The following is an 18416-nucleotide window of genomic DNA, read 5'->3' as shown; positions in this document are numbered from 1 at the left end:
GGTGGCGGCCCTCTGCCATAATCCGCGCGCTCTGGCCTGCGGGTCAAAGACCTTCCTCCCCGACGTCATGTAATGGACTACGTTGTGAGCTTCCTCTCGATCGAATTCGGCCTCTGTTTCACGCTGTTCTTCCTGCTCTATTGGAGCCTGTGCTGGAGCGTGCGGTTGCAGAACCTGCTGCTCCTGACCGCCAGCTACGGCCTGGTGGCGAGCTTCAGCCTGCAGTCGCTGTACATCCTGCTGGGCTACAGCGCGCTGGTGTACCTGCTCGGCCTGCTGGCGGGGCGCTATCCCGGGCGCTGGTTCAGCCGCGTGCTGCTGCTGACGCTGGTGCTGGGCTGCTTCTACCTGTTCAAGTACCAGGCGTTCTTCGTCGAAGGCGCGCAGGCCGCGCTGGCCACTGCCGGGTTCGACGTGGCGCTGCCGCTGCTGGAAGTGCTGGTGCCGATCGGGCTGTCGTTCTACACCTTCCATTCGGTCAGCTACCTGGTGTCGATCAACCGCCGCGAGCTGGCGCCGGTGCCGCCGCTGGACCTGGCCTTGTACCTGGCGTTCTTCCCCAGCCTGGTGGCCGGGCCGGTCAACCGTGCCCTGCACATGCTGCCGCAGATCCGCCCGCCGGCCATGCGCCAGGTGCTGGAACCGCAGCGGGCGCTGGGGCTGATCGCCATGGCGGTGGTCAAGCTGTTCTTCCTCAGCGCCTGGCTGGGCAGCGAGTGGGTCGACCCGGTGTTCGACACCCCGGGCAGCGCCAGCCCCGAGCAGGTGCTGCTGAGCGTGTACGGCTACAGCTTGCTGATCTACTTCAACTTCAGCGGCTACACCAACCTGGTCACCGGCATCGCCCTGTTGCTGGGCTTCCGTCTGCCGGACAACTTCGACGCGCCGTACGCCGCGCACAACCTCAAGGAATTCTGGGGGCGCTGGCACATCAGCCTGTCGCGCTTCATCCGCGACTATGTGTACATCCCGCTGGGCGGCAACCGCAAGGGCGTATGGCGCGGCAACCTGAACATGCTGCTGGCGATGCTGGTGTCCGGCCTGTGGCACGGGGCGAGCGTGAACTTCATCATCTGGGGCGCCCTGCATGGCGTCGGCCTGGCCATTTCCAAGCTGTTCAGCCAGTGGTTTCCGGGTTTCGCGCGGCTGCCGGGTTCGGGCCTGATGGCGCGGTTGATGACTTTCCACTACGTGGCCTTCGCCTGGATCTTCTTCCGCAGCCCGACGCTTGAGGGCGCGATGGAGATGCTCGGCAACATCGCCCAGCTGAGTCTGGCGGGCCTGAACAGCGCCACGGGCCTGATGCTGCTGGCCTGTGTGTTGTTCGTGGCCAGTTATCCCCAGTGGCTGGCGCTGTTGCGCCAGAGTGGCGCGCTGTTCCAGCGCCTGCCGTGGCAGTTGTACCCGATCCCGCTCGGGGTCGGTGTGTCGCTGGTGATTTTCGCTTCGCAGTCGGGCGTGCCGGGGTTCATCTATGCAAGCTTCTGATAGCAAACAGCTGTTCCAGGTGCAGATGGGCGCCGCCCGTGGCTTGTATGCGATCGTGGTCACCACCGCGTTGCTGTTCTGGCTGAACCAGGACTCGATCAAGCTTTATTGCCAGCAGAAATACCACCAGAGCTGCGAGATACCGCTGCTGGGCCAGCTGCCGGCCTGGCGCATGGGCGCGCAGTTGACGGCGATGCTGGAGGCGCAGCGCGATGACCTGCTCGAGCAGATGCGGCCTGCGTCGCAACTGGCCGAGGAGCCGGCGATCGAGGTACTGCCCGCGCCGATGCCGGTGGTCACGGTCGATCTGCAAACGCCGGCGACCCTGGCCAAACCGTTGCCACCGGTATCGACGCCCGCGCATGCACAGCCGACGCCTGCGCCGGTTCATGCGCCAGCCCCGGTCGTTGTCGCCCAACCTGTGCCGCCCACACCTGCACCGGCATTGCTGCAGCCGGGTACCGTGGCTTCACTGGCCGCTGGCGACGAAGTGTTCCTGGTCGGCGACTCGCTGATGCAGGGCGTGGCGCCGCACCTGGCCAACAGCCTGCGCAAGCGTTACCAGATCCGCACCGTCAACCTCAGCAAGCAGAGCACCGGCCTTGCCTATCCGGGCTTCTTCAACTGGCCGAAGACCGTGGCCGACACCCTCGATCACGAACCGAACGTGCGCTTGATGGTGGTGTTCCTAGGCCCCAACGACCCCTGGGACATGCCCCAGGGCAAGGGTAAGCCATTCCTGCGCTTCAAGTCGCCGGAGTGGGAGGTCGCCTACCGTGCCCGTATCGATTCGATCCTCGAGCAGGCGCGCACGCACAACGTGCAGGTGATCTGGGTCGGGCCGCCGAACATGGAGAAGGCGCGACTGTCCACGGCCATGGGCTACCTCAGCGGGCTCTACCAGGAGCAGACCGCGCTGTTCGGCCAGCATTACGTCTCGGCCAACCCGATCCTCGGCTACACCGACGCCAACTTCTCGTATACGGTGCAGACACCGCAGGGCAAGCGGGTCAAGGTGCGGGTCGACGACGGCATTCATTTCACCATCACAGGCCAGAAGATGATCGCCGAACAGGTTCTGTCGCTGATCAGCTTTCCGGGCCTGACCGTTACAGGACATTGAGATGCGCCAATGGCATCACCTGCTGGGCCTGGCCCTGCTGATCAGCGCCGCGCCGGGTTGCAGCACCGGCGCCAACAGCGTGAGCGCCCAGCCCACGGCGCGGCCCGCCGCCGCGCCAGCCGCCCGCCAGGACGGCAACCTCGCCTTGCTCGCCGGCAAGCTGCGCAATGCCGGCCGGGCACCGGTTGCCATCGTCCAGCTGGGTGACTCGCACACCGCCGCCGACCTGTTCAGCGGCGAGCTGCGCAAGCTGTTGCAGGCACGCTACGGCGACGGCGGCATCGGCCTGGTGCCGGCCTCGCCAGTGGCGGGGATCCGCAACGATCGGGTGATCATCAAGAGCGAGAAGCGCCAGTGGGAGCTGGTGTCGGCGCGCAACCAGCAGAGCCAGCAGTTCCCGTTGGGGGGCTACCTGTCGCTGCCGTTGGCCAATCGCGCCAGTGTGGTGCTGCAGGCGCGGGACGAGGACCGTCAGCGCTACAAAATCTCGGCGCTGTATCAGGCGAGCGCCAGCGCCAGCCTCTTCGTCAATGGTGGCCAGCGCCGCGTGCTGCCGGCGAGCAATGGCCAGTGGCGCTTCAGCCCGGCCTACGCCAATGTCGGCCTGCCGGTGCAATTGAGTGTCGAGGGTGGCCGGGGTGTCGCCCTGGGAGGCTGGTACATCCAGGGACAGAAGAATGCCGGGGTGACCTACTCGGCGCTGGGCATCAACGGTGCGCGCCTGGACGTGGTGGACAAGTGGCAGCCGGGTTGGCGTGACAGCCTCAAGGCCGTGCGGCCTGACCTGGTGATCCTGGCCTACGGCACCAATGAAGCGTTTGACGACAAGCTCGACCTGGCGCTGTACCAGACGCAACTGGAGGCGACCCTCGTCGGCCTGCGCAAGGACCTGCCCCAGGCGGCAATCCTGCTGGTCGGGCCGCCGGACTCGATCAAGCAGCGCAAGGCGCGCAGCTGTGCGGCGCGCCAGCCTCAACCGTTGGCCTCGGTGATCCGTATCCAGAAGCAGATGGCGCAGAAGTACAAGGCGCTGTTCTGGGATTGGCAGGGGTTCATGGGCGGGCCGTGCTCGATTGCCGGCTGGCAGGCGGGCGGGCTGGCGCGGCCGGATCTGGTGCACCTGACGGCTGATGGTTATCGCAAGAGTGCGGCGGGGTTGTATGAGTTTCTGAAGGGGCCGTTGGGGTTGCGTTGACGGCAGCTTGATCGGCATTGGGCTTTAGATTGTTGGGGCTGCTTTGCAGCCCTTTCGCGGCACGAGGCCGCTCCTACAGGGGATCGCAATTTCCTGTAGGAGCGGCCTTGTGCCGCGAATGGGCCGCACAGCGGCCCCAAGATGATTCAGGCGATCTCTGCTTCCAGCTCGACCATCGCCTCGCGATAGCGCGCCAGTTCCTCGATGGTCAGCACCGGCAGGTTGTACTGGCGGGCATACACCGCCACCTGCTCGCCGCGGGCCATGCTGCCGTCGGGGTTCATCAGTTCGCACAGCACCGCCGCCGGGCGCAGGCCGGCCAGGCGGGCCAGGTCCACCGAGCCTTCGGTGTGGCCGCGACGGGTCAGCACGCCGCCATCGCGGGCGCGCAGCGGGAACACGTGGCCCGGGCTGACGATATGACGTTCCTGCGCGGTCGAGCGCAGCGCGGCTTCGATGGTGGTGATGCGGTCCTGTGCCGACACACCGGTGCTGACCCCTTCGGCGGCTTCGATGGTGACGGTGAAGCCGGTGCCATGGCGGGCCTGGTTATTCTGCACCATCGGCGCCAGCTGCAGGGCGTCGACGGTGGCTTCGTCAAGGCACAGGCAGACGATGCCGCTGCAGTCGCGGATCATCATGGCCATGGTCTGCAGCGAAAGGTTCTCGGCGGCGGCGACGATATCGGCTTCGTCCTCGCGGTCGTCGTCGTCGAGCAGCAGCACGGGTCGCCCGGCCTGGAAGGCGGCGATGGCGGCGCTGACATTGGGGAATTGCTTGTTGAGCATGGTGGACATGAAACGCTCCTCGTGAATGATCGATGAACGTCTCGGGGCGAACAAAATGCGCGCGCAGGGGTGCCCGGACGGCCCCTGCCAAACGCCTTCTTTCATCCGGACTATGACCGTCGGCCCTGGAATCTCACCAGGTCTGCTGACCCCCGGCATGGCCGGAGCGCTCGCGGGCTCATCTTTCGATTTACCGCCGGTGGGGACTTTCACCCCGCCCTGAAGACCGGCCAAGCATACCCCACTGTGCCAGCGGGCTGGCAAGCCCTACGACGTTAGTTGCTGCCAGTCCAGTCCGAAGCGCGCCAGGTACTTGCGCAGGCGGTCGGCATCGTTGGGGTTGGCCTTCTCCTGGCGCGATACCGCGAACAGCTGGCGTCCGGCTTCTGACAGGCTCGGCGCGCGGCGGCAGACGTCGATCACCGCCTGCAACTGCACCTGGTCGAACAGGTCCAGCTCACGACCTGTGAGCAGTGGTTCGGTGTTCGATTCCAGGCCCCAGGCGTAACGCAATCGACCGATCTCCTCCTCGACCAATGCCTCGTCGATACGCCCGCTGTCGGCCAGGGTCGCCATGCGCGTGATCGACGCCGACAGCTCGCGGAAGTTGCCGGCCCAGCGTGCCTCGCCGGCATGGGCGAAGGCCAGGTAGCGGCGCTTGGCCTCGAGGTTGAAGCGCACCTGGCGCCCTTGTTCGCGGGCATGGCGCTGCAACTCGAAATCAAGGTTTGGTTCGATGTCCTCGCGGCGTTCGGCCAGGCCCGGGAGGGCGAAGGTCCACAGGTTGATGCGGGCGAACAGGTCTTCGCGGAACGAGCCATCGGCGACCTTGGCGCGCAGGTCGCGGTGGGTGCCGGCGATCAGCTGGAAGTCGCTTTCCACTTCGCGGTCGGCGCCCAGCGGGAAGAAGCGCTTTTCCTCGATGGCCTTGAGCAGCATGGCCTGTTCGTCAGCGCCCAGTTCACCGATCTCGTCGAGGAACAGCATGCCGCCGTCGGCGGCGCGCAGCAGGCCGTCGCGAGCGTTCTGGGCGCCGGTGAAGGCGCCCTTGGCGTGGCCGAACAGGGTCGACATGGCGCCGTCGCCGCGCAGGGTGGCGCAGTTCACTTCGATGAAGCGCCCGCCCAGCTGATGGCGGCCGCGCTTGAGCTCATGGACGCGGCGGGCCAGGAACGACTTGCCGGCGCCGGTCGGGCCGACCAGCAGCATGGGTGCCTTGGAGCGCAGGGCGACCCGCTCGATCTGCTCGATGGTGCGGTTGAAATCCGGGTTGCGCGTGGCGATGCCGGACTTGAGCAGCGACTGCCCCTCGACCTGCTCGCGGCGAAAGCGCGAGGCGATCGGGTCGTAGCGCGACAGGTCGAGGTCGATCAGCGTGGCGATGCCGGCCGGGTCGCTGTTTTCATCCTGCTTGCGCGAGGGCGAGGTCTGCACCAGGCGCGCCGGCAGGTAGCGGGCTTCGGTGAGCAGGAACCAGCAGATCTGCGCGACGTGGGTACCGGTGGTGATATGCACCAGGTAGTCCTCGCGCTCGGTGTCGAAGGTATAGCCGCTGGCGAAGTCGTGCAGGGCGCCGTAGACCTCTTCGAAGTCCCACGGGTTATGCAGTGCCAGCGGGTGCAGGCGCACCTCGGTGGCGGGCGAGACCTGCTGGATGTCGCCACGGATCCGCTCGGCCAGGCTCTGGTCGCGCGCGCTGGGGCCGTGGATCAGCTCCAGGCGATCGAGCGGCAGGTCGGCTTGCTGGCACAGGCCGATGGTTGGCCGCCAGCGGTTCCAGCGTGCGGCGCCCTTGCCGTTGCGGTCGAGGGTGGTGCCGAGGAAACCGATGGCGACGAGGGGCTTGGTCATCCGTGATTATCCAAAAAGATAAGTATGTATCTCAGGATATACGAAAAATGAAATCGGCATGACGCGTTGCAATACACAGGCTAACGCGAAACAAAAAATAAATACTTATAAATCAGATAGTTAAAAGATTTTTTCAAGAGCGAATGAAAACCTGGCACGCCGCTCGCTATATCCCTCTCGACCGCATCGCCAGGCAGGCCCTCGGGTCAGGGGATCAACCCCCGCCGGTGCACGTACCCACCTTCAGGTGTCGGTGTCGTGCATGCCGCCGCCGCAACGACCGGTCATTGCGGCGCAAGCCTGTGAACAGGCTTGCGAGGCGCTCGCCGGGCCACGTCTCGGCAATACCCTCCACGGTAGCTACACCCGCAACACCCGCAGGTGGGGCACAGGCAACGCAACCAGGGCCAGGACGGCCCGCCACTGCGAAGGAAGCCTGAGCCACCGCTGGTTCACCCGGCCCGCCGGCCGGACCAGGCGCAACGATGGCGGCCGCCGGAGCAATCGCTCCCAGCCCCGGACTCCGCCAGGTTTCGCCCACGGCGCTCGGTGAGTCGGCGACCACCCGCAGCCAAGGACATTGATAAAAGGATGAGCAAGATGAAACTGTTGAAACGCTTTGTGGTGAAGAAAAACGAACGCGGCCTGTTAATGAGCGAAGGCGACTTCGTGTCGATCCTCGAGCCTGGCCAGTACCAGCGTTTCGACTGGCAAGACCGGCTGACAGTGACCACCTTCAGCCTCCAATCCCCGCTGTTTGACCACCCGCTGGCGCAATACCTGCGTGGGCATGAGTCGGCACTGGTCGAGCAGTATTTCGAAGCCATGGACCTGGCGCCGCACGAGGCCGGCCTGCGCTTCGAGGACGGCCGCCTGGTTGAGTTGCTGGCCCCGGACAGCCGCCGCCTGTACTGGAAAGGTCAGGTCGAACATGGCTTGCAGCGCATCGACCTTGATCAAGGACGGCGCCTGGACGACGAACTGGTGGTTCGCCTGAACCGCCCCGGCGTGGCCGGCACGGACCTGGTCCTGCTGGCGCTGGTGCCTGCCTTCCATGTCGGCGTGCTGAAGATTGATGGCGTGGTGGCCGGGTTGCTCGAGCCAGGCCGGCATGGCTACTGGCGCTGCGGCAGCCAGGTAGCGGTGGAGATGGTCGACACCCGCCTGCAGGCGTTGGAGGTCAACGGCCAGGAGATCCTCACCCGCGACAAGGTCAGCCTGCGCTTGAGCCTGGTGGCCAACTGGCGCTACACCGATGTGCTTGGCGCCCACGGACAGATGAGCAAGCCGGTGGAGCACCTGTACCGCGAGCTGCAGTTCGGCTTGCGTGCGGCAGTGGGTACCCGCACCCTCGACGAGCTGCTGGAAGACAAGCAGTCCATCGACGGTAGCGTCACCGAGCACCTGCTGGCGCACCTGCAAGGCAGTGGCCTGGAGGTGAGCAGCCTGGGGGTGCGCGACATCATCCTGCCGGGCGAAATGAAGACCCTGCTGGCACAGGTGGTGGAGGCGGAAAAGGCCGCCCAGGCCAACGTGATCCGGCGCCGCGAGGAAACCCAGGCGACCCGTTCGCTGCTCAACACCGCCAAGGTGATGGAAGGCAACCCGACGGCCCTGCGCCTGAAGGAGCTGGAAACCCTGGAGCGGGTGGCCGAGCGCATCGACCGGATTTCGGTGTTCGGTGGCCTGGATCAGGTATTGAATGGAATGGTCAGCCTCAAGGCGGGTTGACCCTTTGCGACACGACGTAGCGCAACAAGGAACAAGGCAATGAACATACTCGAAGTGGCGGGCGGCAAGCCGATCAAACTGTGGACCGACGGTGTACCGGTCGAGGACGACGCCCGCAAGCAACTGATGAACACGGCGAAGATGCCGTTCATCTTCAAGCACCTGGCGGTGATGCCGGATGTGCACCTGGGCAAGGGCTCGACCATCGGCAGCGTGATCCCCACCGTGGGCGCGATCATTCCGGCGGCGGTGGGGGTGGACATCGGCTGCGGCATGATCGCCGCGCGCACCTCGCTGCACGCCCGCGACCTGCCGGACCACCTGCACGGCCTGCGCACGGCCATCGAGAAGGCCGTGCCCCATGGCAAGACCTTCGGCCGTCGCGACCAGGGTGCCTGGGACACTGTGCCGGACCAGGCCGACCAGGTGTGGAGCGGCCTGGCCGGACGCTTCAAGGCGATCACCAACAAGCACCCGCGGCTGGAGAAGACCAACAACCGCCAGCACCTGGGGACACTGGGTGGCGGCAACCACTTCATCGAAGTCTGCCTGGACGAGGCCGACCGCGTCTGGTTCATGCTGCACAGCGGCTCGCGTGGTGTCGGTAACGCCATCGGCAACCTGTTCATCGAACTGGCCCAGGCCGACATGCGCCAGCACATGGTCAACCTGCCGGACCGGGACCTTGCGTATTTCGAGGAGGGCAGCCGGCACTTCGCCGACTATGTCGAGGCGGTCGAGTGGGCGCAGGACTTCGCCCGGCACAACCGCGAGCTGATGATGCAGGCGGTGGTTGCCGCCACCCGCAAGGTGCTGGGCAAACCGTTCGAGGCCAGCCTCGAGGCGGTCAACTGCCACCATAACTATGTGCAGAAGGAACAGCACTTCGGCCGTGAGGTGCTGGTGACCCGCAAGGGCGCGGTGTCGGCGCAGAAGGGCCAGCTGGGCATCATTCCCGGTTCCATGGGTGCCAAGAGCTTCATCGTCCGGGGCCTGGGTAACGAGGAATCGTTCTGCTCGTGCAGTCACGGCGCAGGCCGGGTGATGAGCCGCACCAAGGCCAAGAGCCGCTTCACCGTCGAGGACCAGCAGCGCGCCACCGCCCATGTGGAGTGCCGCAAGGACAAGGATGTGATCGACGAGATCCCGATGGCCTACAAGGACATCGATGCGGTGATGCAGGCCCAGCGGGAGTTGGTCGAGGTGGTGCACACCCTGCGCCAGGTGGTGTGCGTGAAAGGTTGAAACGGGCGCCGCGTGGCGCCCTGTACAAGGAACGAAGACATGTATCAGGACGACTCCCACCCATTGCCCGAGGCCATGCGCGCCCGGGTGCTCGATGAGCTGCAACGTATCGAGCGCGAGCACGAGGTGACCGTGCTTTATGCCTGCGAGTCCGGCAGCCGTGCCTGGGGTTTCGCTTCGCCGGACAGCGACTACGACGTACGCTTCGTCTACGTGCCGCGCAACGACTGGTACCTGCGGGTGGACGAGCCTCGCGATGTGATCGAGCGGCCGCTCTGCGACGAGCTGGACATCAGCGGCTGGGAGCTGCGCAAGACCCTGCGCCTGATGCGCGGCGCCAATCCGAGCCTGCTCGAGTGGCTGGGCTCGCCGCTGGTGTACCGCGCCGACGCCGAAGCCGCCGGTCGCCTGCGCGAGCTGGGCGAGGCGTTCTACTCGCCGCGCGCCGTGCGCCACCACTACCTGTCGATGGCACGCAAGAACCTGCGTGGCTACCTGATGGGCGAGACGGTGCGCTTCAAGAAGTACCTGTATGTGCTGCGGCCGTTGCTGGCGGTGCGCTGGATCGACCAGGGGCTGGGCATGCCGCCGACGGCGTTCGCCGCGTTGATGGCGCGTACTGTCGATGATCCGCGACTGCAGGCGGCGATCGACGCACTGCTGGCTGTGAAACGACGCAGCGGCGAGGCCGAGCACGGACCTCGGGACGAGGTGCTGCATGGGTTCATCGAGGCCGAGCTGGCGCGAGCCGATGAGGTGCGGGAGGTGCCGGTGATGCGCGGTGAGAGCGGGTTGCTGGATGAGTTTCTGCGGGACACCGTGCACAAATATCCTGCATGACTGGGTAAGCACGTAACTCTTTGACTTAGCGAGACCCTGTGGGAGCGGGTTTACCCGCGAAGAATCCAACGCGGTGCTTGGCACCGGCTCCGCCGGTGTTCGCGGGTAAACCCGCTCCCACAGAGGTAACCGTTCCCTGCGCGACAGCGCAGCCCGAAGGGCTGGGCGATCTGGCATGGAACAAACCATAACCCATTGATTTAGCTTGACCCTGTGGGAGCGGGTTTACCCGCGAAGAATCCAACGCGGTGCATGGCTCCGGCTTCGCCGGTGTTCGCGGGGTAACCCGCTCCCACAGAGGTAACCGTTCCCTGCGCGACAGCGCAGCCCGAAGGGCTGGGCGATCTGGCATGGAACAAACCATAACCCATTGATTTAGCTTGACCCTGTGGGAGCGGGTTTACCCGCGAAGAATCCAGCGCGGTGCTTGGCACCGGCTTCGCCGGTGTTCGCGGGTAAACCCGCTCCCACAGAGGTAACCGTTCCCTGCGCGACAGCGCAGCCCGAAGGGCTGGGCGATCTGGCATGGAACAAACCATAACCCATTGATTTAGCTTGACCCTGTGGGAGCGGGTTTACCCGCGAAGAATCCAACGCGGTGCTTGGCACCGGCTCCGCCGGTGTTCGCGGGTAAACCCGCTCCCACAGAGGTAACCGTTCCCTGCGCGACAGCGCAGCCCGAAGGGCTGGGCGATCTGGCATGGAACAAACCATAACCCATTGATTTAGCTTGACCCTGTGGGAGCGGGTTTACCCGCGAAGAATCCAACGCGGTGCATGGCTCCGGCTTCGCCGGTGTTCGCGGGTAAACCCGCTCCCACAGAGGTAACCGTTCCCTGCGCGACAGCGCAGCCCGAAGGGCTGGGCGATCTGGCATGGAACAAACCATAACCCATTGATTTAGCTTGACCCTGTGGGAGCGGGTTTACCCGCGAAGAATCCAACGCGGTGCTTGGCACCGGCTCCGCCGGTGTTCGCGGGTAAACCCGCTCCCACAGAGGTAACCGTTCCCTGCGCGACAGCGCAGCCCGAAAGGCTGGGCGATCTCCTACAAGGCCCCTTCATGCCTGGACATCCTGTCCATCACGAACCGCAGCGAGGTCGGCAGCATTGGCCCGTGGCCCAGACCATCGAATGGCTGGAAGGCTACTGACAATCCCTTCACCCCGGCCAGACTGGCCACCAGCCCCTGGGCCGCTCGTTGTACATCACCCGACACCGACCCACGCGGATTGGCCGGTTCTTGCGTGCCGCGCATCAGCAGCAGGCTTGTTCGGTGGCTGCCCAGCCGCCCCTGCATCCCGTGCACCTCGGCCACGATGGCGCCGTTGTTCCACCACAACGATGGGCTGGCCGCCGCATAGTCGCTGAACAGCCATGGGCGGGTGAATAGCGTATGCAGCACCGCCAGCCCGCCATAGGAGTGACCCCAGAGCGTCTGCCGTTGCGGGTCGACGGACGCGACAGCGGCGACCATCGGGCGCATGCGCTGTTCCAGCAGGTCGAGGAATTCATCGGCACCACCGCTGGCCTGGCCAGTCAGGGGATCGCGTTGCTCGGCCAGCCCGGGCACCACGGGGGTGTAGTCGTAGGTCCGGGCGGCACGTTCGATGCGTTGGTCAGTCTGGTAGCCGATGGCGACCAGCAGCGGTGCCTGGCCGCCGGCGAGCGCCTGAAGTTGCTGTGGCTCAAGGGCGCTGATGGCGGCGTTGCCGTCGAGCATCCACAGCACCGGGTAACCGCTGGCGGGGGCCGGGCGTCGGGGCTGGCCGATCCACAGGCGGTAATGGCGCTGGCCGTCGCGCGAATCCAGGTCGAGGTGGCTGAAGCGATAGGCCAGGTCCTGGCGCTGCAGCAGGGTGTCGTCCATCTTCTGCTCGGCTTGCGGCTGGGCCAGGGCCGAACCGCTCAGCAGCAGTGCCAGGACAAGGGAAAGGATCTTCATCGGTGTTCTCGTGAGGTCTTCCATGACAAGCCGCCGCGCCATCGTCGAGTGCAGCGGCGGCACGGGTTCAGAAGGAGGCGGTCAGGCTGGTGTAGAGGGTGCGCCCGGGTTCGTTGTAGGTGGCTGCGCCCGCGCCCTCGATACCGTTCACCGCCTGGGCGTTGCCGGCCCGGTACAGGCGTTTGTCGAACAGGTTGTCGATGCCGGCGGTCACGCTCAGGTTTTTAGTGAGCGCATAGGTGCCGCTGGCGCCGACCAGCGCGTAAGGGGCCACCTGGTCGTTGGCGGTGCCGGTGACCCGCTTGCCCTGGTAGTCGTACTTCTTCGGCGTCTGCTTGCCGTACCAGGCCACGCTCAGCTGCAGCGACAGGTCGTCGGAGGCTTGCCAGTCGAGCATGGAATTGAGCGTGTAGGCAGGGGTCACCGACAGGGTCTCGCCAGTGGTCTTGTTTTTCGATTGCAGCATGTAGGTGAAGTTGTTGCTCCACTTCAGCTGTTCGCTCAGCGGGATGGTCAGGGTGCCCTCGAGTCCCTCTACCAGTGCCTTGGGGATGTTCTCCCACTGGTAGAGGGTGGCATTGGCGTTGAGGCCTGCGCCACCGGATGCCTGGCCGATGCCGCTCAGGCCCGAGTCGATCTTGTTCTTGTAGTCGTTGCGAAAGTACGTCAGGCCGGCGACCCAGCCGTTGTCCTGGAACTCGATGCCCAGTTCCTTGTTGACGCTGGTCTCGGCCTCCAGATGCGCGTTGCCCTGCAGGTAGCAGCTGGTGCTCTGCCCGTAGCAGCCCTGGCCACGGCTGTAGAGCAGGTAGTCGGGGTTGAGCTGGTACAGGTTCGGCGCCTTGTAGGCGCGGGCGATGCCGGCCTTGAGCGTCAGGGTGTCGGTCAGCGCGTGGGACAGGTTGAGCGACGGGCTCCAGTTGTCGCCGACGATGCTGTGGTGATCGAAGCGCAGCGCCGGAGTGAGCATGGTGCCGGGCAGCAGTTCGATGTTGTCCTCGGCAAACAGCGAGAAGATCTGCGCCTGGCTGCTGGTGCTGCGGCCGTTGCTGGCCAGGCCGGGCACGCTGCCGCCTTCGCTGGTGGTCTGGGTATTGGCGCTGGGGTCGTCCAGTTTCTGCTGGCTCCACTCGCTGCCCAGGGTCAGGGTCTGGTCGCGCCAGGCGTGCAGTGGCAGGTTGAGCTCACCGTGGGCGGTCAGGTCGCGCAGCGTCGAGGTGTAGAAGTCGGTGTTGCTGAAGATGCCTTCGGTGCCGCCGGCCAGGCCTTCGTTGATGCGCTGGTTGCGGGTCTTCTCGTATTGCAGGAAGGCCATGCTGCTGCCGAAGTCCCAATCGCCGCGGTGGGTGATGGCGAAATTTTCTCGGTAGAGAATGTTGGTCTCCTTGCCGAGCATGCTTTTGACGTTAGCATTGGAGTTGGTGTTCTGCGTATCGCCCGCGTACAGGTTGCCCTGGCGGCTGAAGCCGGCTTCGAGCTCCAGGGTCTGCTCCGGGGTCAGGCGCCAGCTCAGCAGGCCGTTGAGGTCCTTGTTGCGCACGCCTTCGCGGCCGGCGGGCAAGGTACCGGCCTGGGTGCCGCTGCGCGCGGACTGGTGGCCGGCGTTGATGTCCCAGTCGTCCGCGTCGGTCTTGGCCACGTTACCGTAGACCCGGTAGCTGAGGGTGTCGGTCAGTGGGCCGTTGAGGCCGAAGCTCACGCGCTTGGTGGCGCCTTCGTCACCGTGCTGCGGGAAGTTCTGGTACACGGTCATGTTGCCGTGGGTCTCTCCCGCCGGTTGCTTGGTGATGATGTTGATCACCCCGCCCATGGCCCCGGAACCGTAGCGCGCCGCCGCCGGGCCGCGGATCACCTCGATGCGCTCGACCTGGTCGGCCGGCACCCAGTTGGTGTCGCCGCGCGAGTCACGTTCGCCGCGCCAGCCGTAGCGCACCGAGCTACGGCTGCTGACCGGCTTGCCGTCGACCAGGATCAGGGTGTTTTCCGGGCCCATGCCGCGGATGTCGATCTGCCGGTTGTTGCCGCGCTGGCCGCTGGTGGAGTTGCCGGTCAGGTTGACCCCCGGCATGGTGCGGATGATCTGCGACAGGTCATTGGCCGGTGGTCGTTTCTGGATGTCCTCGGCGGTGATGACCGACACCCCCGGCGCCTGCTTGGTCTCCTCCAGGGCGGTGGCCACCACGTTCTGGCTTTCCAGCACGATCGGTTCTGGCTGGTTGGCGGCCTGCACGGCGCTGCTCAGCAGGCAGCTGGACAGCAGCAGGAAGGGGGCGAAAGGAAGCGGGCGGGGCGACATGTGTGATCTCCGGCACGGCGGGCTGAATTCAAGAGATCACAAATAGTAATAACTCCTATTTGAGAGTAAAGCGCATTAACTTTCTAAACACTTTCGCTGGCCGGCAGCAGCAGGTGCAGGCATAGCCCGGGATGGCCATTGCTTGCCCACAGGCGTCCGCCCTGCAACTCAATGGCGCGCCGGGCAATGGCCAGGCCCAGGCCGAAGCCGGCGCCGCTGCCGGGCAGGCGGCGGTAGGGCTGGAAGATCTGCTCGAGTTCGTCCTCCACTACCCCAGGTCCTTGGTCGCGCAGGCACAAGTGCCAGAAGGCACCCTCGCGCCAACCGTCCAGGCTGACCCGGCCGGTGGCGGGCGAGTGGCGGATGGCATTGCGCAGCAGGTTTTCCAGGGCCTGGGCCAGGCTGTCCAGGTGCGCCTGGACCTGGCAGTCGAGCCCGAGCAAGCAGGGCAGCCGTTCGACCGGCCAGCCGCTTTCGAAGCAGCTGTCCTGGACCAGCGCCTCCCAGACCGAGAGCACCAGTACCGGTTCGGTCGCCAGTTGCGGCCGCTCGGTGTCCAGCCAGGCCAGGTCGAGGGTGTTCTCCAGCAGTTTCTGCATGTCGTCCACTTCGCGGTCCAGGCGCTGGCGTAGCAGTTCCGCCGGTAGTTCGCTGTCGTGGGCGATGCGCAGGCGCGCCAGCGGGGTGCGCAGTTCGTGGGACAGGGTACGCAGCAGCAGGCGTTGCTGGTCGAGGCTTTTGCGCAGGCGCACGGCCATGTGCTCGAAGGCCTGGGCCAGCTCGCCCAGCTCGTCGCGACGTTCCTGCAGGGGCAGGCCGGGGCTGTCCAGATCGTCGGCGCGCAGGGCGTCGGCACGGTCACGCAGGCGGTTGAGCGGCACGACCAGGTGGCGGTAAAGCGCCAGGCCCAGCAGCAGGGCGAGCAGGGCGGGGGCCACGCCGTGGGTGATCACGTGGGTCCAGGGTGTCAGGCCGGTGGGCAGCAGGTGTTCGGGGAGCTGGATGACCAGGCGGCCGTCCTCGGGGTGTTCGGGGAAGGCGATGCTCACGTATGGCAGCTCGTCCTGCAGGCGCCGGCTCATCGGCCAGTCGAGCTTGCGCATGAAGGTAAGGCGGCTGGCTTCATCGGCGTTCAGCGGGGTAGTGCCGAGACTCTGCAGATGGGGGCCGATGATGGCGACCCAGGTGTCCTCCTCGGTTTCGAGCCGACGGCGCAGGCGTTCCACGCCATCGGCTCCCTCCGCGTGCCAGGCCTGCTCGGCCTGTTCGGCGAAGCCGGCGAGGAACACCCGGTCGGCGGGGGCGAGGAAGTAGGTGCTGCGTTCGACCGACAGGCCCCAGGTCCAGATCAGCCAGGTCAGCAGCAGGCAGAAGCACACCTGCAGCAGCGCCAGCTTCCACAGCAGCGGATGACGGCGCATCAGCTGCTGCCCGCATCGACCAGGATATAGCCCTGACCGCGCACGGCCTGGATCTCCAGGTGTCCGGCGCCGATGGCGCCGAGCTTGCGGCGCAGGTTGCACACATGCACGTCCAGGCCACGGTCGAGGCGGGTGTAGGCCCGGTGCAGGACGCTCTGGTACAGGAAGGCCTTGCTCAGTGCCTCGCCTGGATGGGCCTGCAGGGTCAGCAGCAATCGGTATTCGGAACCGGTCAGCCCGGCACTCTGGCCATGCTGGGCGACATCATGGTTGGCGGTATCGAAGGTCAGCGTGCAGGCGTTGCGTGGCGTGGGCGTGCGTCGGTCCAGCGCCACCCGGCGCAGCAGGGCATCGACCCGGGCATCCAGCTCGGCCAGGCTGAAGGGCTTGGGCAGGTAGTCGTCGGCGCCGCGGGTGAAGCCGCTGATGCGGTCCTGCTCGGCGCCCAGGGCCGACATCAGCATCACCGGTACCGCCTGGTGCCGGCGCAGTTCGTCGAGCAGGCTGAGGCCATCGATGCCGGGGAGCATGATGTCCAGCAGCAGCAGGTCGAAGGGCGCCTGGTGCATCGCGTTCAATGCCTGGGTGCCGTTCTCGCAGGCCTGGACGCTGAAGCCGCGACGCAGGAAGTGCTGTTCCAGGTCCTGGCGCAATCGGGGGTCGTCTTCGGCGAGGAGGAGTTTGGGGGGCACGGGGTGACCTTGATGAGAATTCATTGCAAATACGAATCATCCCATTGGCGATGGTGCCGGGGCAATGCCCGGATGCTGGCATTGCGTCGAGTGGTTCGTCACATAGCTCCCGTGGGCGCGGGCTTCACATGAATTATCGACCTGGAAGGGACCTGTGGGAGCGGCTTCAGCCGCGAACACCGGCGAAGCCGGTGCCATCCATCGAGTTGCTTGCTTCGCGGCTAAAGCCGCTCCCACAGGGTACGTGTTGGCCGCATAGTCCTAGGTTCCCTGTATGACAGAAGGGGGATCAGCGACTTATGAACATCCCACCAGCTTCGCTACGCACTCGCAGGCCATGGCTCTCGCCCAGCATGGCCAGGGCCAGTGGCAGGTCATCGACCGGGAAGCTGCCGGAGACCCGCAGCTCGGCCACGGCCGGGTCGCAGACCAGGCGCTGGTCGGCGTAGCGCATCAGCTCCTGGGCCCACTGCAATAGCGGCATGTCGTCGACCACCAGCAAACCCCTGCGCCAGGCCAGCTGGGTGTCGCGGGCGGTTTCCACCAGGCCGAGCCGGTCGCGGTCGAAGCGTACCTGCGAGCCTGCGTGGATGACGCTGCCACGGCCAGCTTCGGGGGTGACGCGCACGGCGCCTTCATAAACCGCGAGCTGGGTCTCGTGAAGGAGCTGGCGCACGCTGAAGCGGGTGCCCAGCGCCTGCATCAGGCCGTGATCGGAGCGCACCCGCAACGGCCGCGACGGGTCCGTCGCGGTGACGATGTGCACCTCGCCACGGCGCAGGTACAGCAGGCGCTCCTCGGCCGAATACAGCACACGCAGCTCGCTGTGACTGTTGAGCGTGACCTGGGTGCCATCGCTCAGCAGCAACTCGCGCCGTTCGCCCACTGCGGTCTGGCAGTCGACACCCTCCCGGGCCTGACGCCATGCCCACCAGCCCAGCGGGGCCGCGCCGATCAGCCCCAGCAGGCCACGCAGTACGGTGCGCCGGCTGCTGTCCTGCGGGCGAGCGAGGGTTTGCCGGGCGAGGGTCGGCGGCAGGGTGCCGAGGCGGGTCAGCAGGCGCTGGGCACGCTTCCAGGCGCGTTCGTGGTCCGGGTCGCGGCGCCGCCAACACTCCAGTTCGAGCTGCTGCGCCGGGGTCAGCGGGCCTTCCTGCATCAGCAGCAACCAGGCGGCGGCCTCGGCGAGCACGGCCTGGGCAATGGCGGGCTGGTTAGTCATCGGGCATCTGGCTCAGACAGGCCATGTAGCCCTCGTGGATGTACTTCTTCACCGTCGGCAGGGCGATGTCCAGCGCCTGCGCGATGTCTTTCTGCTTCATGCCGTCCAGGGTGGCCATCAGGAATGCCTGCCTGACCCGTGGGCGCAGGCCGTCGAGCACTGCGTCGATCTCGTGCAGGGTCTCGAGGATGACGCTCTGCTGCTCGGGCGACGGCTGCAGCGCTTCGGGCACCAGCGCCAGCGCTTCGAGCCAGGCCTGCTCCAGCGAATGACGGCGGCGCCAGCTGACCAGCACGCAGTTGGCGATGCGGGTCAGGTAGGCGCGTGGCTGGCGCAGGGTATCGGGCTGGTTGCTGTCGCGGCTGGCGAGCACGCGCACGAAGATGTCCTGGGCCAGGTCGTCGGCCACGCCACGCCCCCAGGAGCGCAGTCGATACGCCAGCCAGCCGCGCAACCAGGCGTGGTGCTCGATGTACAGCGTGGTCACGGCGCAGCGCTCGGCGGGCTGGGGCGGAGTATTGAAAAGGGTCATGGCGGGGAGGTGTCAGGGTGTAAATGCAAACAATTATCACTAGATTT

The 18416-nt window shown here is 66.0% G+C and carries 14 protein-coding genes and 1 riboswitch; of the genes, 6 read left to right on the top strand and 8 right to left on the bottom strand.

Annotated elements, in window-relative coordinates; all coding sequences use genetic code 11:
- Nucleotides 1-72 precede the first annotated feature (72 nt).
- Genes AC0MAZ_RS00765 through AC0MAZ_RS00755 form a run of 3 tightly spaced genes read left to right on the top strand, consistent with a single transcriptional unit; the run spans nt 73 to nt 3806 of the window.
- Nucleotides 73-1488, top strand: a complete 1416-nt coding sequence (locus AC0MAZ_RS00765; RefSeq protein ID WP_475859828.1) for an MBOAT family O-acyltransferase — start codon at nt 73-75, stop codon at nt 1486-1488.
- Complete coding sequence (locus AC0MAZ_RS00760) at nt 1475-2611, top strand: SGNH/GDSL hydrolase family protein (RefSeq protein WP_475859826.1); 1137 nt, start codon at nt 1475-1477, stop codon at nt 2609-2611. The genes AC0MAZ_RS00765 and AC0MAZ_RS00760 overlap by 14 nt, the downstream gene beginning before the upstream one ends.
- 1 nt (nt 2612) lies before the next feature.
- Entirely contained in the window at nt 2613-3806 is a 1194-nt protein-coding gene (locus tag AC0MAZ_RS00755) for an SGNH/GDSL hydrolase family protein (RefSeq protein WP_475859824.1), read from the top strand.
- A gap of 146 nt (nt 3807-3952) precedes the next feature.
- On the opposite strand, the gene ribB is transcribed toward AC0MAZ_RS00755, so the two are convergent.
- Nucleotides 3953-4603 carry a 3,4-dihydroxy-2-butanone-4-phosphate synthase gene (ribB, locus tag AC0MAZ_RS00750; protein ID WP_203650081.1) on the bottom strand — a complete coding sequence of 217 codons (651 nt, stop codon included), beginning with the start codon at nt 4601-4603 and terminating at the stop codon, nt 3953-3955.
- Between the two features lie 80 nt (nt 4604-4683).
- Nucleotides 4684-4825: riboswitch (FMN riboswitch) on the bottom strand.
- A gap of 36 nt (nt 4826-4861) precedes the next feature.
- Nucleotides 4862-6445, bottom strand: a complete 1584-nt coding sequence (gene rtcR / locus AC0MAZ_RS00745; RefSeq protein ID WP_475859822.1) for an RNA repair transcriptional activator RtcR — start codon at nt 6443-6445, stop codon at nt 4862-4864.
- A gap of 600 nt (nt 6446-7045) precedes the next feature.
- On the opposite strand from rtcR, the gene AC0MAZ_RS00740 reads away from it, so the two are divergent.
- From AC0MAZ_RS00740 to AC0MAZ_RS00730, 3 genes are read left to right on the top strand one after another with little or no spacing between them, the layout of a single operon-like run.
- A complete protein-coding gene (locus AC0MAZ_RS00740) occupies nt 7046-8176 on the top strand; it encodes a slipin family protein (protein ID WP_203650092.1) in 1131 nt (376 codons plus the stop codon).
- A 39-nt stretch (nt 8177-8215) separates the two neighbouring features.
- The gene (locus AC0MAZ_RS00735; protein ID WP_475859820.1) at nt 8216-9421 is read left to right on the top strand and encodes an RtcB family protein; all 1206 of its coding nucleotides are present in this window, start codon (nt 8216-8218) and stop codon (nt 9419-9421) included.
- A gap of 39 nt (nt 9422-9460) precedes the next feature.
- Nucleotides 9461-10261: a nucleotidyltransferase domain-containing protein gene (locus AC0MAZ_RS00730; protein ID WP_475859818.1), complete on the top strand. Its 801-nt coding sequence runs from the start codon at nt 9461-9463 to the stop codon at nt 10259-10261.
- A gap of 1048 nt (nt 10262-11309) precedes the next feature.
- Here the strand turns inward: AC0MAZ_RS00730 and AC0MAZ_RS00725 are convergent.
- The 6 genes from AC0MAZ_RS00725 to AC0MAZ_RS00700 all read right to left on the bottom strand — a co-directional run bounded on the left by AC0MAZ_RS00725 (nt 11310) and on the right by AC0MAZ_RS00700 (nt 18369).
- Entirely contained in the window at nt 11310-12206 is an 897-nt protein-coding gene (locus tag AC0MAZ_RS00725) for an alpha/beta hydrolase (RefSeq protein ID WP_475859817.1), read from the bottom strand.
- A gap of 67 nt (nt 12207-12273) precedes the next feature.
- Nucleotides 12274-14502: a TonB-dependent siderophore receptor gene (locus AC0MAZ_RS00720; RefSeq protein ID WP_475859816.1), complete on the bottom strand. Its 2229-nt coding sequence runs from the start codon at nt 14500-14502 to the stop codon at nt 12274-12276.
- Nucleotides 14503-14585: 83 nt separating this feature from the next.
- Entirely contained in the window at nt 14586-15923 is a 1338-nt protein-coding gene (locus AC0MAZ_RS00715; protein WP_475859814.1) for a HAMP domain-containing sensor histidine kinase, read from the bottom strand.
- Nucleotides 15923-16615 (bottom strand): response regulator transcription factor, encoded by a 693-nt coding sequence (locus AC0MAZ_RS00710; RefSeq protein WP_475859812.1) that lies wholly within the window; start codon nt 16613-16615, stop codon nt 15923-15925. The genes AC0MAZ_RS00715 and AC0MAZ_RS00710 overlap by 1 nt, the downstream gene beginning before the upstream one ends.
- A 289-nt stretch (nt 16616-16904) precedes the next feature.
- Nucleotides 16905-17837: a FecR family protein gene (locus AC0MAZ_RS00705; RefSeq protein ID WP_475859810.1), complete on the bottom strand. Its 933-nt coding sequence runs from the start codon at nt 17835-17837 to the stop codon at nt 16905-16907.
- A complete protein-coding gene (locus tag AC0MAZ_RS00700; RefSeq protein ID WP_475859808.1) occupies nt 17830-18369 on the bottom strand; it encodes a sigma-70 family RNA polymerase sigma factor in 540 nt (179 codons plus the stop codon). The genes AC0MAZ_RS00705 and AC0MAZ_RS00700 overlap by 8 nt, the downstream gene beginning before the upstream one ends.
- Nucleotides 18370-18416: the final 47 nt, after the last annotated feature.

It is taken from the genome of Pseudomonas sp. A (genome assembly GCF_056270345.1).
The sequence above is the reverse complement of the archived record's forward strand: the minus strand, read 5'-3'. Positions and strand labels throughout refer to the sequence as shown.

What these genes read in the sequence shown, in the direction of transcription:
- AC0MAZ_RS00765 (WP_475859828.1), top strand. Translation starts at nt 73, where the DNA reads ATGGACTACGTTGTGAGCTTCCTCTCGATCGAATTCGGCCTCTGTTTC.
- AC0MAZ_RS00760 (WP_475859826.1), top strand. Translation starts at nt 1,475, where the DNA reads ATGCAAGCTTCTGATAGCAAACAGCTGTTCCAGGTGCAGATGGGCGCC.
- AC0MAZ_RS00755 (WP_475859824.1), top strand. Translation starts at nt 2,613, where the DNA reads ATGCGCCAATGGCATCACCTGCTGGGCCTGGCCCTGCTGATCAGCGCC.
- ribB (WP_203650081.1), bottom strand. Translation starts at nt 4,603, where the DNA reads ATGTCCACCATGCTCAACAAGCAATTCCCCAATGTCAGCGCCGCCATC.
- rtcR (WP_475859822.1), bottom strand. Translation starts at nt 6,445, where the DNA reads ATGACCAAGCCCCTCGTCGCCATCGGTTTCCTCGGCACCACCCTCGAC.
- AC0MAZ_RS00740 (WP_203650092.1), top strand. Translation starts at nt 7,046, where the DNA reads ATGAAACTGTTGAAACGCTTTGTGGTGAAGAAAAACGAACGCGGCCTG.
- AC0MAZ_RS00735 (WP_475859820.1), top strand. Translation starts at nt 8,216, where the DNA reads ATGAACATACTCGAAGTGGCGGGCGGCAAGCCGATCAAACTGTGGACC.
- AC0MAZ_RS00730 (WP_475859818.1), top strand. Translation starts at nt 9,461, where the DNA reads ATGTATCAGGACGACTCCCACCCATTGCCCGAGGCCATGCGCGCCCGG.
- AC0MAZ_RS00725 (WP_475859817.1), bottom strand. Translation starts at nt 12,206, where the DNA reads ATGAAGATCCTTTCCCTTGTCCTGGCACTGCTGCTGAGCGGTTCGGCC.
- AC0MAZ_RS00720 (WP_475859816.1), bottom strand. Translation starts at nt 14,502, where the DNA reads ATGTCGCCCCGCCCGCTTCCTTTCGCCCCCTTCCTGCTGCTGTCCAGC.
- AC0MAZ_RS00715 (WP_475859814.1), bottom strand. Translation starts at nt 15,923, where the DNA reads ATGCGCCGTCATCCGCTGCTGTGGAAGCTGGCGCTGCTGCAGGTGTGC.
- AC0MAZ_RS00705 (WP_475859810.1), bottom strand. Translation starts at nt 17,837, where the DNA reads ATGACTAACCAGCCCGCCATTGCCCAGGCCGTGCTCGCCGAGGCCGCC.
- AC0MAZ_RS00700 (WP_475859808.1), bottom strand. Translation starts at nt 18,369, where the DNA reads ATGACCCTTTTCAATACTCCGCCCCAGCCCGCCGAGCGCTGCGCCGTG.